This window comes from Seinonella peptonophila (assembly GCF_900129355.1).
Classification (GTDB): Bacteria; Bacillota; Bacilli; order Thermoactinomycetales; family Thermoactinomycetaceae; genus Seinonella; species Seinonella peptonophila.
In genome coordinates, this window is sequence record NZ_FQVL01000016.1 from 1 (window position 1) to 15,281 (window position 15,281).

At 36.9% G+C, this 15,281-nt stretch carries 21 protein-coding genes; 8 read left to right on the forward strand and 13 right to left on the reverse strand.

Annotation, left to right across the window (positions count from 1 at the left end; genetic code table 11):
* On the reverse strand, positions 1–347 hold a 347-nt coding region (locus BUB71_RS16640), incomplete at its 3' end, for a methyltransferase domain-containing protein (protein WP_139279162.1).
* Positions 348–779: 432 nt separating this feature from the next.
* On the opposite strand from BUB71_RS16640, the gene BUB71_RS16645 reads away from it, so the two are divergent.
* Genes BUB71_RS16645 through BUB71_RS16660 form a run of 4 tightly spaced genes read left to right on the forward strand, consistent with a single transcriptional unit; the run spans position 780 to position 3,584 of the window.
* On the forward strand, positions 780–1,433 hold the full coding sequence (locus BUB71_RS16645; RefSeq protein WP_073157565.1) for a TetR/AcrR family transcriptional regulator: 654 nt from the start codon (positions 780–782) through the stop codon (positions 1,431–1,433).
* Positions 1,434–1,440: 7 nt separating this feature from the next.
* Positions 1,441–2,040, forward strand: coding sequence for a hypothetical protein (locus tag BUB71_RS16650; RefSeq protein WP_073157568.1), 600 nt, complete (start codon positions 1,441–1,443; stop codon positions 2,038–2,040).
* Positions 2,041–2,054: 14 nt separating this feature from the next.
* The gene (locus BUB71_RS16655; protein WP_073157571.1) at positions 2,055–2,816 is read left to right on the forward strand and encodes an ABC transporter ATP-binding protein; all 762 of its coding nucleotides are present in this window, start codon (positions 2,055–2,057) and stop codon (positions 2,814–2,816) included.
* Positions 2,817–3,584: an ABC transporter permease gene (locus BUB71_RS16660; RefSeq protein WP_073157572.1), complete on the forward strand. Its 768-nt coding sequence runs from the start codon at positions 2,817–2,819 to the stop codon at positions 3,582–3,584.
* Between the two features lie 250 nt (positions 3,585–3,834).
* Here the strand turns inward: BUB71_RS16660 and BUB71_RS16665 are convergent, their stop codons facing one another.
* From BUB71_RS16665 to BUB71_RS16675, 3 genes are all read right to left on the reverse strand, one after another.
* A complete protein-coding gene (locus tag BUB71_RS16665; protein ID WP_073157574.1) occupies positions 3,835–4,542 on the reverse strand; it encodes a Type 1 glutamine amidotransferase-like domain-containing protein in 708 nt (235 codons plus the stop codon).
* A 203-nt stretch (positions 4,543–4,745) separates the two neighbouring features.
* Positions 4,746–5,309 (reverse strand): hypothetical protein, encoded by a 564-nt coding sequence (locus BUB71_RS16670; RefSeq protein ID WP_073157577.1) that lies wholly within the window; start codon positions 5,307–5,309, stop codon positions 4,746–4,748.
* 89 nt (positions 5,310–5,398) lie between these two features.
* On the reverse strand, positions 5,399–5,587 hold the full coding sequence (locus tag BUB71_RS16675) for a hypothetical protein (RefSeq protein WP_073157580.1): 189 nt from the start codon (positions 5,585–5,587) through the stop codon (positions 5,399–5,401).
* Between the two features lie 1,319 nt (positions 5,588–6,906).
* Here BUB71_RS16675 and BUB71_RS16680 point away from each other — a divergent pair.
* From BUB71_RS16680 to BUB71_RS20405, 3 genes are all read left to right on the forward strand, one after another.
* The gene (locus tag BUB71_RS16680) at positions 6,907–7,620 is read left to right on the forward strand and encodes a VOC family protein (RefSeq protein WP_073157584.1); all 714 of its coding nucleotides are present in this window, start codon (positions 6,907–6,909) and stop codon (positions 7,618–7,620) included.
* Between the two features lie 116 nt (positions 7,621–7,736).
* Positions 7,737–8,126, forward strand: a complete 390-nt coding sequence (locus BUB71_RS16685; RefSeq protein ID WP_175552408.1) for a phage integrase N-terminal SAM-like domain-containing protein — start codon at positions 7,737–7,739, stop codon at positions 8,124–8,126.
* The gene (locus BUB71_RS20405; protein ID WP_175552409.1) at positions 8,120–8,278 is read left to right on the forward strand and encodes a tyrosine-type recombinase/integrase; all 159 of its coding nucleotides are present in this window, start codon (positions 8,120–8,122) and stop codon (positions 8,276–8,278) included. The genes BUB71_RS16685 and BUB71_RS20405 overlap by 7 nt, the downstream gene beginning before the upstream one ends.
* A 565-nt stretch (positions 8,279–8,843) precedes the next feature.
* On the opposite strand, the gene BUB71_RS16695 is transcribed toward BUB71_RS20405, so the two are convergent.
* From BUB71_RS16695 to BUB71_RS16725, 8 genes are all read right to left on the reverse strand, one after another.
* Complete coding sequence (locus tag BUB71_RS16695) at positions 8,844–9,080, reverse strand: hypothetical protein (RefSeq protein WP_073157592.1); 237 nt, start codon at positions 9,078–9,080, stop codon at positions 8,844–8,846.
* 92 nt (positions 9,081–9,172) lie between these two features.
* Positions 9,173–9,703 (reverse strand): hypothetical protein, encoded by a 531-nt coding sequence (locus BUB71_RS16700; protein WP_073157596.1) that lies wholly within the window; start codon positions 9,701–9,703, stop codon positions 9,173–9,175.
* A 64-nt stretch (positions 9,704–9,767) separates the two neighbouring features.
* Positions 9,768–9,893: a hypothetical protein gene (locus BUB71_RS20250; protein ID WP_281248221.1), complete on the reverse strand. Its 126-nt coding sequence runs from the start codon at positions 9,891–9,893 to the stop codon at positions 9,768–9,770.
* Positions 9,894–10,086: 193 nt separating this feature from the next.
* Entirely contained in the window at positions 10,087–10,989 is a 903-nt protein-coding gene (locus BUB71_RS16705; RefSeq protein ID WP_073157599.1) for a serine/threonine-protein kinase, read from the reverse strand.
* On the reverse strand, positions 10,962–11,684 hold the full coding sequence (locus BUB71_RS16710) for a hypothetical protein (protein WP_175552410.1): 723 nt from the start codon (positions 11,682–11,684) through the stop codon (positions 10,962–10,964). The genes BUB71_RS16705 and BUB71_RS16710 overlap by 28 nt, the downstream gene beginning before the upstream one ends.
* A complete protein-coding gene (locus BUB71_RS16715) occupies positions 11,623–12,003 on the reverse strand; it encodes a glycine-rich domain-containing protein (RefSeq protein WP_139279163.1) in 381 nt (126 codons plus the stop codon). Before BUB71_RS16715 ends, BUB71_RS16710 begins: the two co-directional genes overlap by 62 nt.
* A gap of 269 nt (positions 12,004–12,272) precedes the next feature.
* A complete protein-coding gene (locus BUB71_RS16720; RefSeq protein ID WP_073157608.1) occupies positions 12,273–12,542 on the reverse strand; it encodes a hypothetical protein in 270 nt (89 codons plus the stop codon).
* Between the two features lie 7 nt (positions 12,543–12,549).
* Positions 12,550–12,822, reverse strand: coding sequence for a hypothetical protein (locus BUB71_RS16725; RefSeq protein ID WP_073157612.1), 273 nt, complete (start codon positions 12,820–12,822; stop codon positions 12,550–12,552).
* A 307-nt stretch (positions 12,823–13,129) separates the two neighbouring features.
* Here BUB71_RS16725 and BUB71_RS16730 point away from each other — a divergent pair, with 307 nt between their 5' ends.
* Positions 13,130–14,461: a helix-turn-helix domain-containing protein gene (locus BUB71_RS16730; protein WP_073157615.1), complete on the forward strand. Its 1,332-nt coding sequence runs from the start codon at positions 13,130–13,132 to the stop codon at positions 14,459–14,461.
* Positions 14,462–14,551: 90 nt separating this feature from the next.
* Here the strand turns inward: BUB71_RS16730 and BUB71_RS16735 are convergent, their stop codons facing one another.
* Positions 14,552–15,151 (reverse strand): hypothetical protein, encoded by a 600-nt coding sequence (locus tag BUB71_RS16735; RefSeq protein WP_139279164.1) that lies wholly within the window; start codon positions 15,149–15,151, stop codon positions 14,552–14,554.
* Positions 15,152–15,281: the final 130 nt, after the last annotated feature.

Sequence of the window (15,281 nt, forward strand, 5' to 3'; positions counted from 1 at the left end):
GGAATATGAAGAAGAACTAGTGACATTAAAACGATGTCTGACTTAAGTTTAGGTGTTTCCTTAGTAAAATCTGAACAAATCACCTTGGCGTTTGTCATTCCTTTGTGAGAAATCTTTTCTTTTGCAACCTCCACCATTTGTTTTGATGAGTCCACCAACAAAACAGAATCCACCAAATCTGATAATTCTAATCCAATTAGACCAGTACCACTCCCATAGTCTATTAAAGATTTTGATTTACTATTTCGTAATTCTGCTCTTACTTCCTTAACGATAACTTTGGCTAATTCAATTCGTTCTTCTGTATCATATTTTCTTGCCATCTGTTCAAAAACACTATTTTTCATATTCTACCCCTTTAGCTTAAGTACATTTCTTTACAAACTTCCCTGTTTGATCTGATTTATTCCGCAAAATGGCCCGATTGTTGAATAGAGTAACTGTTAACATTACTACTTTTTTACGAAGACCAATGAGCCTGCATAGTTGATGAATGAAGTCCTTTGCGTTCTTAGTGAATAAAATAATCAACGCTTATCACGGATTTACTAATCTGAATCACCTGCCTATGTAAAACATGACTAGTTTTTTAGTCGTTAATCGGTCTTATTGCTCATGTTTGGCACCGGTATTGTATCAATTTTCGTCGTATTTTAATATAGAATGTGGCGGGTTATAGGGTGCTGTACGAATTACTTCTTTTTCGGGTCTTGACGGCACCAAAATGATCCTGTATATCGATTACATACCAACCGAATGTATGGAAAAGGAAAGAGACAATGGCACGAAATAAATACCCTGAAGAAACTATCAATCAAATATTAACTGTTTCGCTCAACCTGTTCATGGAGAAAGGTTATGAACGTACCTCTATTCAAGATATTATCAACGGGCTCGGCGGTCTGACGAAAGGGGCAATCTACCATCACTTCAAATCGAAGGAGGAGATTATGCAGGCAGTGACCGAACGGTTATATCAAGGCCTTGACGAAATGCTCACCTCGATTCGGGATGACAAGTCACTAACCGGAATTGAGAAGCTTCGCAAAATATTTTGGGTTTCTCTAAATAATCCTTCGCAGCTTGAGATGGTGTCCACCGCCCCCAGCCTGATGGATAATCCAAGGATGTTGGTGGGTCAGATGCGCAGCATTACCGAAGAATCTGTCCCCAAGTATATACAACCCATTGTAGAACAAGGGTTGGCGGACGGATCGATCAAAACCGACTATCCCAAGGAACTCAGCGAAGTCTTAATGCTAATGGGCAACTTGTGGCTGAATCCTCTTGTGTTTAGCGATACAGCTGAAGGTGCGTTGAACAAATGCAGGTTCCTTCAGGAGTTGTCGCTCAAATTGGGTCTTGACCTGCTCGATGACCAAATGATCGAACGATTCGTACATCTTTTCCGTATATATAATGAAAAAGCATAATTACTGTATGCAACGACCCAAAAATGAACTGCCTCTAAGGCAGATTATTTTTGGAATGTTACATACCATCGGTTGGTATGATGAAGCAATGTTATTCTATCCAATGTTGCAAATAGTATTAATGATTCTATTTATCTATTTTACAGTGATAATCATTAAAGAACGTAAGAAAATAGATAAAGCGTTTTTCAATTCTCTACTCTATGGTTTAATGGCTGTGTTTTCAGGCGGAATCTTATCTGGAATTTGGATGAGCTCCAATCTAGGTCGTACGGCGGGTTTGGAAGGAGACATTCTGATCTTGCATTTTGTCGGGTTTCATGGTCTTCAGGCGATACCGTCAATTGGCTGGTTACTTGGACAGACACGCATATCTTCTACCAACAAATGGGTTCATATTAGTGGTATATCATGGCTACTTCTCCTGATTTTCCTCTTCATACAGACATGGATAGGAAAATCGATTATAGACCCAACCATTTATGTCCTTCTTGCCAGTTTTTTTGTGCTCGTTTGGTTTGGTATTTTTTTATGGAGTTTAAATAAATGGTATCAAACTCTAGATAAAAACAACTCAGTCGTTATTAAAAATAACAATAAGATTTAGATGGAGGGGAAAATATGCAAAATCATTCCATTCAAGTGATTGGGTTGCAAAAGTCTTACAAGCAGCTTCAAGTCCTAAAGGGTGTAGATTTCGAAGTGGAAAAGGGTAGTATTTTCGCCCTGCTCGGTTCCAACGGAGCAGGGAAGACAACAGTTGTCAAAATCCTCACCACATTGCTAAAACCAGACAGCGGAACCGTCACCGTACACGGATTCAATGTTGTGTCAAAACCCGAGCATGTGCGACAGGTGATTAGTTTGACTGGGCAATTTGCAGCCGTGGACGAAATTTTGACCGGACGGGAAAATCTGATCATGATTTCCAAGCTGCGACACCTCAAAAATCCGCATCAGGTTGCAGACGAATTGCTGAAACGCTTCGGTTTGACTGACGCCGCCGATCGCAGAGTGTCTACTTATTCGGGTGGTATGCGTCGAAGGCTCGACATCGCCTTGAGCCTTGTGGGAAAACCACAGATCATTTTTTTCGACGAACCGACTACTGGGCTTGACCCGGAATCGCGCATCGAGGTTTGGAAGATTGTCAAGGAGCTTTCCGACGGAGGCACGACGGTATTCCTAACAACACAGTATTTGGAAGAAGCTGAGCAGCTTGCTGACCAAATTGCTATTCTACACGAGGGCAGGATTATCGCCAACGGAACACTATCGGAGCTAAAAATGCTATTCCCATCTCCAAAAGTGGAGTACGTTGAAAAACAGCCAACATTGGAGGAAATATTCCTCGCAATCGTCGGAAAAAAGGAGGATAAGTAAATGGAAGGGACAAAAAAACACTTTTTCAACGATCTGAGTGTGATGCTTGGGCGTTCCATGCGCCATATTTCCCGTAGTATGGACACCATCATCACGGTCACTATCATGCCGATCGGCTTTATGTTGCTGTTCGTCTATGTGCTCGGTGGTGCCATTCAAACCGGAACTGATAACTATGTAAATTACCTCTTGCCTGGTATACTTCTAATTGCTATTGCCAGCGGTATTGCCTACACTGCTCTCCGCCTATTTATTGATGTGCAAGGAGGTATATTCGAGCGGTTTCACACCATGCCGATTTCACGTTCTACCTTACTATGGGGGCATGTGTTGTCCTCACTGGTATCCAACGCCCTATCGGTTGTCATCATCATTATTGTAGCATTGATTATGGGCTTTCGTTCGCCGGCGGGGATACTATCATGGCTTGCAGTAACAGGTATACTCGCGCTGTTTACGCTTGCATTATCTTGGATCGCGATTATTCCAGGACTGTCCGCAAAATCAGTGGATGGCGCAGGTGCCTTTTCCTACCCTATTCTCTTCCTACCGTTTATCAGTTCGGCGTTTGTGCCAACCGAGTCGATGCCATCTGTTGTTCGTGCCTTCGCCGAAAATCAGCCAGTGACCTCAATAGTCGAATCCATCCGTGCGCTGCTGTCAGGTTATTCAGTGGATAATGATATTTGGGTTGCTCTTGCGTGGTGTGTTGGGATTGTACTCGTAGCATATTTCTTTGCAATGAGGATGTATAAAAAACGGGTGTGAGTTAGCAGTTTAACATTCCAATCTCTCACTCATAGCTAGAAACATTGACACTCCACACGCATGAAAGCGTGGGATTCTTGAGTCGTTAGCGTCCGCAATCCGTTTCCGTTTTGGACAGACAACGCTCAAGTTCAGGGGTGTGCCATCACCCCATCCCATGCAGTTAGAATGTACCCACATGGGCGGCGCACCTATTACCAGTACGCTAGGCTGGTAAGTTGTCTAAATTCATGTAAAGTCTCTAAGAAATTTAAATCAATGCAGATTCCTTTAAATAGATCGGATGAACCTCTGTTTCCACTATTGAACCCTTTTTCTTCTTTACTAGATACGCTTTTGCATTTTCTCTAGAGCTTACAACTCGATGTAGGGATTCATTTATGTAATGAAAGGCTACTCCATCGTCTGCTGCATACCCATCTGTGACTTCCCCATTTTCAACCAATTTATGATAGCTGGGCCTCCGTTCTTTTTCACCATCATAATGGGGACAATTGCTACCTTTCAGTAAACCTAAACATTCTAGTGAAGATAACTTTCCAGGGATTGAATCAGTCACGCCTTGCTCAAACCAACAAATCGATCCAGCACTTAGCCCTGTAAGAATAGCACCCTTATGATAGGCCCTTTTTAGTAATTCATCGATTCTCCACTCTTTCCACAGAATCAATAAATTTCGGGTATTGCCTCCTCCAACATAAAAAATATCTTGTTCAGACATGAACCCTTCCAAGTCTACTGGGGCTTTAAAAACTGATAGATGAGAGGTCTCACATTCGAACTTCTCAAAACATCGATAAAATTTTCGAATATATCCATCCGCATCACCTGATGCTGTAGGAACAAAGCAGACCCTAGGTTTCTTTTTTTTTGATTGAGCCAATATGTATAAGTCAAGGAGAGGGTTATCCTCCTCCATCGAAAAGCCACCGCCACCCATAGCAATAATTTGTTTCATCATTCGACCTCCTCTAAAAAATCAAAGGTGGAATATACCCCCCTTTGTCAAGTTTCACGTTGCTACACAATTATACAAAGCTGTCACCAATTATTAAAATAATAACTCTACTTCTCAATAAAAAACGCGAGCTTTAAGCCCACGAGACAAAATGAATATTTGATTTTGCTATCGTGAGACATCGTAATAGTACAACATTTAAGCTATATCGCTGGTACAAGTCCACGTTTCTGTAATATGTATTCATGCATTTCGTTTAAACGGTGAAAATCACCATATGGAACTTCTAGATAACTGGTTTCTTCTGTCCACAAGAATAATGGGTGATTTATTGCCTTGGGATGAGTGTATGTATCCCATAACCATCGAACATCTTCTTTGAAAAATACAAAATGAGATGAAAAAAAGAATCCTGACCATATAACCCCTATACCATTTCTTTCTTCCTCTTCTGGGTACTTACCTAAGATTTCTTCAAGTTGACGCATATTCGCATAAAATTGGACGGATCGTTTGGGAAATCCGAGAGTTAAACCTATAATGTAATGGTAATCATAGCTTTCCTCTTGAATATTCTCTATCTGTTTTTCAAATTCAGTCTTCTGCTGCTCCTCTTGAAAGAAAATATATAAATTAGAATCAGAATCGAAAGAAGAGTTGTGCGGGTATTTAATGAGTTCAGGAATAAAAGGATTTTTCTTAGTAGTAATTACTGCTGGTTTATAACCTTCTAGAAAAGCAACCTCGTACTTCTTTCGTTGGCTCATTTAATCAACTCCTCAATAATTAAAGGTAACTCCAAGTAAACGAAGCTACCTTTAATTATACATCATCAAACTATTCAAACCATGTTATTTTAGCGCTCAACCACTACATGACAGCGACTGCACTTATATTCTCCTTCATCCCAAATTACTTTATCGTTCTTTTTACACACGTGACAATATGGTGTCTCGTCACTACCCCACATAGCAAGCCCTTGTAGATGAATGGGGCCATTAAAAGGTTGAAGGTTAATTTTAAATTTACGTTTTTTGCTGGACATTCATACAACCCTCCTTACTGTTATAGACTCTTGATCGCAACATCGTAAACGATAAAACAGCTTGGATAGGTTGTAAAAAATCCTAAAGGTAACGGTGAGATGTAAATTAATCTTAGTTACGATCTAAAATTAGTATACCGAATATTTCACCGATATCGCAAATTGACCGATTGCTTAAAAACCGCTCTAAATCAGCATTTTCAGCCGAATTCTTAAAGGTTGGATGTTCGTTTTAAGAGGCTATCATGCCTAAGTAACTTTTACATATATTCAGGTGATTTCTATAAAAATTAGAAGTAGAAATATTAAATTGCTAAAGCAATAAAAAAAGTGAGCCTTTGCTCACCCTAGAATTATCTGTATTAATCTCCTTCAGGGGCACTTGGTCCAAGAAAAAAGGAATTATATTTTATCATTGTTCAATGCTCCTTTCTTCAATCCACCTTTTTCTTATTTGAAAAAATTTGTATACATATTCGTTTAAACCGTTGGGATCGTTTATCTGCTCAAAACAGACACCTAATTCCGTTACAATATTATATTTAGGAAATCGTTCTTGTGAGCTATGGCTTCGGCTAATTTATATAATTGGTACCGCTCGAACGTGGCATTGTGGGCATTGTGTTGTTGGTTTATACCCTCATCTAATGTAGTATATTTTCGTGTTGTTCCAATCTGAGAAGCCATTTTATTCATTCCCATATTGTAATTAGTTTAACGAGTTTTCGCTCTAACAAAAAATGAGCTACTTCTTTTAAAAAAACGAAGTTGGTCATTCCTCATTAAGTTAGACAATTTCCATATTTTAAGGGATAATAGAAAGAACATTATCAAAATATTAGAGTGGAGTTGTTTCAATGAAAAGTCTCGCTTTATTATCTATGTTTGGTTGTGCGGTTGCGGCGATCCAATTTGTGCCTCTAGGACAGGTGTTGGGGCTTTAATAAGCAAACGAACAGATCTCATGGACACATAGGCTATAATATTTTTTACTCCTTAGTGGAGTTATTGGTATAAAAAGACCTTGGGCGCAATCTCAAGGTCTTTTCTTTATTTTTCAATATCCCATTCGATTATTTCAAAATGGCCCAGAACCAGCATCCGTGTCATAAAGCGCAATTTGCTCAAGTAATGGAAAGAAAATTTTCTGAAAATAATAAAATACCAAAATAATTAGTTCTTAGGTGGGGATGGCTCCGAGAAGAGCCTGACCTACCCGACATTCATTATTAATTCTTACATCTTGCAATTGAAACTATTATATATTATTCTAATTACCATATAATAATAATTATAAATAAATGAAGCGAGGGATACATATGAAAATTCTTTCTCTTGAACTTTCAATCACTAACCTTTCAAAAATGAAGCATTTTTATTTAGAACAACTCAGCTTTCCTTTGAAACAAGAATCCGAGGATTCCTTTACTATTACTGCAGGTCATACGGAACTCACTTTTACTTATGATAAGGATCAAAAGAATCCATATTATCATTTCGCAATGGATATACCACATAATCAAATACAGGAAGTTCACGATTGGCTATTGCAAAAGGGATGCCATATACTAGATGCTACAACCATTGAAGAGGCAAATATTTATGCTGATCAGAAGATTGTTTTTTTTGGGGCAACGAATGCTAAGTCTGTGTATTTCTATGATCCTCAGGGTAATCTGGTTGAATTTATCGCTCGTAAAAATCTGGATAATTCGTCTGTAAAACCATTTGATCCTCTATCGATAATCAATATAAGTGAAATAGGATTTGGTTTACAAAATGATATGGAGCAAACAATTGAAAAGTTATGTGCTGAATTTGATGTAACTTCATATACAGGGGATGGGAAAACATTTCAAATATTAGGAAATGACCAAGGGATGTTTATTCTTGGTGCTAGTACTCGAACATGGTATCCGATTTCAAGATCACCAGAGATTCATCCTATACATATGAGTATTGCAGGAAACAAAAATGATCATTTCCAATTGGAGCCCTATCCCTACTTTATACAAACCAAAAAAATACGCTAAAGAACTGAAATTGTTTATGTGTCATCACAATTATATGGTTTCGTTACCCCTCAGTCGCCGGATGCTGGTTCTACCCAATAAGGAAACATAAATTGATGAAAAGAGTGCAAAATTCTATGAAACATAATTTATCAGAAGATATTCTTTGCTTGTTCGAACAACATTTGATCTCGAACGGAAAATCTCCAAACACAATTTTTTCTTATCTATCTTCTGTAAAGGCATATATTCGGTGGTTTCAAGATCGATTTCAGAGGGTTCCACAGCAGATGTATATGGAGAATGTAGCAGAATATAAAGTTTTTCTTCAGCAAAGAGGGATTGATCTGAGTACGTTTAACTCTCATATGGCTGGTTTATGTTCTTGGAATGAATATCTTATTCAAACAAGGGAAGAAGATCACTTTGTGGTCCAGAAAGAGGATTGGAAGAAGGTTCAACATGGTATGCCTCACCAGCCATACATAGTGAATCCGATGTACAACGATTTATTCAGACCGTGTTAGAATCAAAAAACAAACGCGATTATGCTTTGGTGAATTTACTGGCTTATACCGGTCTGCGGATCAGCGAGGCTCTTTCACTGGTTATCCATGATCTTTATTTGGAATCACAAGAGTTACTAGTAAGAGATGGGAGGGGAAGACCCATTTCGTAACCATTGCCGTGTTACCTTGCGCTTTATTGAGACTTTGTTTTAAACGCTGCTTTTCCGTTCGGTTTTTAAAACTAATAATAACAATCTTTCACAGCCAATGGATGAAAAGAGAATCGCTCCAGTTCCTTTGCTTCAGCAGGTGTCGGTTCTGAAAAATCAACCCTATACTAATTCCATGTTTTTTGTAGTAGATCGTCAATTTGATCCAGAAAATGCAGTTCACCTGTTCCATCCATTGCCATTATACGAATCATATAATCCTCCTAAATAGAATAATATTTTCTCAATAATTTTTTTCGGAATATTCATTTTACATGATCTTATGCGATTATTACAATATCTATTGGAGTATTATTAATCTGTATCTCTTGAAAAAGAGCAGGTAAATGCTAAACACTATAATGACACTAATAGTGAAACCATTGAAGAAATTAAAAATCGATTGATGTAACCAAATTAATTTTTTTCCACACAAAAAAATTGTATCCCATTAAGAAATACAACTTACCTAACTAATCAAAATGACTTTCTTTTGTACAATTTCAAAATATGGAGCATCGCAAGTCTATAATTCTAAATATGATAACAAAATATTCTGACATTCAATTTTTATATTGTGATTAAGGTACTCAGCTTCAAATGTATACTTATTATGCTGATATTTCACATATCTTTTCTTTTCTTCTTGTTCCTCTAAAACAATTTTCGCATTGTTTGAAACCAATTCAAGAACAGCCCTTAAAATCTGAAGATATACAGTTTTTTGGATAAGCAGGGCTACCTCTGAGCTGTTAATAGACATGTTATCAACCTTTTTAAATTAGAGTAGCCCTTTTTGAGTGTTTTTTATTCCATATAAAAAACGCGAGCTAAAGCCCACGGCAATTTTTTCTTTTAAACCAGCTCTTTAACATTCTTTAGTACAATTTGCCGCACATTTTCAATATCTTGTCGACCATGAATAGGATAAAATGTCGTACCAACTAACACTTTCGGAGTATCATCTAAACTCGGATATTTTTCCCATAGCCACTCAAAGCACTCTATTAAGTCATCCAAATGACATACACAACGAATACCAGCATAACGAATGGAAACTCTATGTGACTCTAATTGATTAATTTCATAGCTTCCTTCTTGCTTCTCAAGTTCGGAGTATTTGACATAGAAATCAACTGCTTTAGGTGGGTATCCTATTTCTAACCCTACTAGTTTTCGAAATTCTGGAGAATCAAACTTCACCTTTCGTAATTTGGGAATGAATTCATTTTTTTGCTCTATTGTCTGAAAGAATATGTAATAATCATTTGTTAATATGTGTGGGTAATGCATCAACAGATGTTTATTAGATAGAAACGCATTACTCTTTGAGTATTCAATGAGTGCTGGTTTTTCGCCCATTAGAAACATCTCATAATCGATCAAAAAAATCACCCCATTTCTATGTATTTAAAGGGGTACTGACTTAGTACCCCTTATTCTCTTAATACTATCGGTTTAATTTCTTACCTTCTTTGTCAAAAAAGTCGCCACATCTTTGACAACCATAATTTCCGTCATCCGTTTGCACTACTTTATCATTTTCTTTACAGTTAGGGCAATCCGGTTTAGCCATATCCACAACCCTCCTATTTCCGTAATCGCAACAACAACATAAGAAAGTTATTGAATCAATGGTCGATCTATTTTAATAACTAATTCATATTTATTATGGGTCAAAAATAATTAAACAAATAGTAGATAGAAGATGAAGTTAAGTTGGATAATTCATCTACCACCCCTTCAAATTAGCACTTTCTATTCACTTACTATTGCAGTAGTTGTAAGTCAGAATACAACGCTTCAAATGTTTGATACCTTTCTTCCTTTTCCCTCGATTGACACTTGCTAATTATCAATTCTAGCTCAGTGAATCTAGAATCTTTCCTTACATATTCAAACGGTCGAATCCTTCCGGCTTTGATAGCTTTTAACTTGTCCTCAAACGGAATCGAACGATAATCGGTATCTTCCATTGAAGAGCTGTAAGCAACTGGGGAAGCGTTTGTATATAGAAAGTAAGCAACTGCGCCAAAAGAATAGATTTCAGATATCACATCTAAAGGTATATCCTTATTCCCTTCAATCATTCCCATTGCTGTCTCAGGTGGGACAAAGTGAACGAGTGCGCCTCGATAACCTGACGGAAATATATTGACTTGAACTGCCGTTTCGAGATCAATTAAATGTACAGTACCAAAAGAGTCAAACAGATAATGATTAGGTTGCAAATCTCCATGTAAATACCCGACTTGCTTCAAATCAATTGACTTTTGCAACATGGCTAATAGGTCAGATATAAACTTTTCCTTTGAGGCGGAATCTAACGGTTTGTCATGCACATAAGAACAGCGTTTCCAAGCACTTACTCCATCAATCCATGGACGCAAAAACCATGTTCGCGAATTCAACTGACCATAACTAGCTGTTTGATTTTTGGTAGCATCAATTAGTTTTAGTATTTGGGTCTCTTTTTTGAATCCATTCTTCCGTTCAATCTGTTCTGTTACCTTTAACAACATCGCCTGCTTTTGTATCTCAACCTTGTAAGATTCACCATCCCTTACACGAACAGAATGGATAATCTCTATTTTCTCGCCTACCTGATTCTGAATACTCTCAAGCAGTGCAGGAGTTAGCATTCCTATGCTTTCGTACCCTTCTTTTCCCACTCTTTCCTACCCCATTCTAGTACGATTTGATAATAATCATGTTTCATCATACTCGCAAAATCCAGATTACACCCATTTGGCAAAAGAGATTTATGAACATTAGCTAATGAATCGGTGGATTGAATAATCTGAGATAATAGCTGAGGTGCTTTTGTGAAGAAATAGGGGTCGCGTTCTTTTATAACCGAACGAATTGAAAAGAAATGACAAGGAGGCTCAGGGATCGCCAGTCCATTTCGACCGTTTATTTTCTCACCAATCCAGAACTTGCCTATCATTACGCCGACTTGAGAATACAATACTTTTAGTAACCAATGCGGCCAACTAAATAAAGCTTGTCCATCTATTCCATGGAACTTATCATCTAACACGAAAATTACGTTATCGCAAGCCAAGATTCCTTTAGATGAGTTTCTATTTTGATAACGGAAGCGCCGAAGCGCCTCCACGTGCATAACCCCGTAGTAAAACATTGTTTCTTGAATTCCTGCTAAGTCATCCGCATTTACCTTATACTCAGTGGCAAATAGAACATTCGCTTTTTCGGCAGGTTTTAAAAATGGGCAAAATGTATCAGAAATTACTTTGCAATACTCAGCGAATACAGAGGCTTGGTCAAATTGAATGACCTTACTATTCTTTTGGTCCACAATCCCACGATGCCCGATGCCAATTTCCTGATGCTTCATATTCACTATATGCCTGTTCATCCAATCGCCCATTTTCATTCATGAACCACACTGGATGAAGCGAACCAAATCGATTTTCATAATCTTTAACCCAAGATACGGTTCCAACACCTTTAATTGGTGCATGCTGAACCAGAGTACCACAATTCTCTAAACAAAATGAAGTGTATGCTTCCGTTTTCTGCATACCATGCCAAACCAAGTCAATTAACTTACTTGGCATGGTTAGTCCTTTAACTCCATCAGCAAACATCTGGAAGAAACGGCCTAACTCTTGTTTTGCAGCTCTCAGCAAAGCGGTTTGTCGATTTGATTCAGTCATCATCTATCTCCTCCGGGAGTTTATTTTCAGTTTTTGGAAAAAGCGCAGGGGACTGGATAACTCCCCTGCAAATAGGAATGTGAGAAAAAAGTTACTGTACACAGGTTTCAAAAGAGGTACAATCACCACTCAACCAGCCCCATGTAGGCCGAATGGAGTTCTTGCTTCAACAACTGTCTTCAAACTCGCTATAGACAACTCTTATGCAACTTTACCCGCCATGACAGTGGAATTTCTGTCTCTCGCCCAATCATTGCCGCTGTTTCTTGCATTTACCTTCCAAAATGTTTTCCATTTCTTTTGAAACTATTTAATCTCCATACTTCATGAAGTCTTGTTATGGTAGGTAATTCAACAAGGTGTTGTCTTTTTTCTATTTGCTGTATCAATTCTGTTGTTATTGCTAGCTCATCTCGAATAAACTTCCGTTGAAAATCAGTACTCGTGATAGCTGAAACTAACTTCTTTTGATTCTGTTTCAGAGCTTGTTCTAAAATGCGTTTTTCGTCTTCATCCACCCACAAAGTTAATTTTCTTTTCATTGAATAATCAACTCCAACGGGTGTTAGACGTTAATTGTATTATTGGCTTGTTTGAACAACCATCATCATTCGGTGTATTATAAAAGAGATTAGTAATTTCAAAAGGTAGAAATCTGGGTTCCCTCAAACTTCGATTTTCTACCTTTCCCTGTAACTGTTCAAGAATTTTAATCTTCATTTCCGGATATTTTTTTCTGCTATAGATTAAATCACCTCTCAAAGATTTTTGGATTTTCGCCCTCCCTATCTCAAACGAATGAGCAATAACTTGAAAATCCATAAAGACTCCCCTTTCTTGTTTGAATTCAACCTGATATAAACACTGATGTAATTAACTACTTTCTCTCAGGAATGTTTGTACTTTTTTGATTGTCCCTATATTCATATTCTATTATTTTTGCTACAATAAAACAAAGTATAACAAATCGTAAAAATAGATTGTTTTTCGTTAATTTTCGTTTTTTACTATTCTAAAAACAATAAATTCACGAAATTACACACGTATAATTTCTTGTTTTCCGGAAAATACTGCTAAACGCCATCTTTTCGCAAAAAAAAATAAACTTTCTCAACAAGAGGTGATTTAAATGGATTTGGATCGTAAAGCTCTTGGGGAACAACTGAGGCAATTACGAAAAAGTAAAAATTTAATTATTAAAGACATTGACTCAATGGGTTTATCAGGTGCTTCGGCGAGCAAAATAGAAAATGGTCATCCTTCAGTTGGACTCAAAATGATTAAAAAATATTGTGGAATTTTGGGATTTGACTTTAGTAAATCACCAATGCTAGACACCCAAACGGTTGAAAAGGATCAAGACAAGCCTCTTAAACTAAAATTACTGATCATCGAAAATATGATCAGAGACAATCACCCTAAATTAGCCTTAGAAAAGCTAAAAGAACTAGATTTACATCCATCTCATCCATTAAAGGCCACCCAACATTTTTTAAGAGCAAAAATATATTTATTAAAGGGCAATGTAAACGAAGCAGAAAATTACTTCGAAAAAGCTATACAATCCATTGAAAATCACCCTGAATACGCACTCAAGTCTAATATTAAAGCTAATGCTTTTGTGGAACTAGGGTCGATTGAATATAAAAAAAGTAACTTTACTAATGCACTGAAGTTTGCTAAAAGAGCAGAAGAATCATTTATTGATAATGGAATGCGGAAATTTCTAAAACATGTTATTCTAATGAACCAAGCTGTATACCTTGAGTTACTCAATAAAAACGAAAAAGCACAAGACATATTAAACAACCTGAAAAATGAGGTTCATCAAATTGAACATGTTGATGTCATTTTAAATATGTATGATGTAAATGCGATCCTCAGAAAAAAATCTGGTCAATATCGTAAAGCAATCGAATCCATTGAAAAAGGACTAGAAATAGCTATACAAAATAATAAGCATGGACGAGCAGGAGAGCTATGGAAAACGCTAGGAATAATCACAAAATCCATGCATAAAAATTCGTTAGCTATTGGATATTTGGAAACAGCAAAATTCTTACTGAGCCACCATAATAAAAAACATCAACTTATTGTGGTCGACAAGGAACTAGCTGAGATATATAACCAACAAAAAAAGTGGAGAAAAGCTAAAAATCTGCTGCAATCATCGCTCGCTAATATTGACATTAGTAAAACGCATATATTGCGATATATACAAGCTAAACTCACAATTGGAATAAGTTGTTATCATTTGAAGGAATACGAAGAAGCAAATGAACACTTTGAACAAGCCTTAAAGCTATCTAAAAAACATAACTTAAGAAATCTTGAGTATAAAACCATTTTAGAATTAGGGAAACTATTGAAAGAAACTGACCAAAACATGTACAATCAAAACCTAAATGAACTATTTCGTCTTGCCGTAGAATTAGATGAAGGAGGTGAGATTAATGAATAAATTCCATGGAGATGATGATATCACATAGCGAATTGTAAATTCTTATTAAGATAACCATCGTTTCAATGATGGTTATCTTTTTATTCCATATCAATTGTAATACACAACTACTTCCCCAGCTCTTTTACTCTCCCTTTCCTTCCGTTTCCGTTCGCTATTAGCCGCCTTTATAAACTCATCCTCAACCCCATAAATCCGTTCTCGATTTTGTTTCCATATTGGATACCATTCCCGTCTTAACTGCTCTTTAATGGGTATCTTTTTATTACGAGTTGAGTAATCAATCCCATCTGTCCCTATGTGACATTCTCCTGAATCGTTGGTCAGACGACTGATTAAAATTTCCTTATTATGTCGTCTTTTTAGTTGATAATCTGTTAATATAGGGTACTCATGTCGGTTCCTTTTCCATGTGTCCTTATCCTCAAATTCTTCCTTCAGAATAAAATTAGCCAACCGTTCAAGTTGGCTTGTGTCAGGAATTTCATTTTGTGGGTATTTTTCATCTCTGGGTACTTGATCTATATATCCATCAATAAATTTCTGTATTTTCTTAATTCTAAACTCGCGGTCGGTCTCATTTTCTTCTAACAGCATTGATACATCTATTTTAAATTGCTCTTTATAGTCCACTCGATCACCTCCTAGTAATCCCCATTGCTTGGAAATATCTGCAATATTTAGTATCATATGAACCTTCCAAATATATCTTTGGGTTCTTTAGACCGTCTTTACTTAGTTTTTCAAATGGACTTTCACCATTACTAAATTTTGAATACACAATATCAATCTCCTATTGTACTTACTAAAAATTCCATTG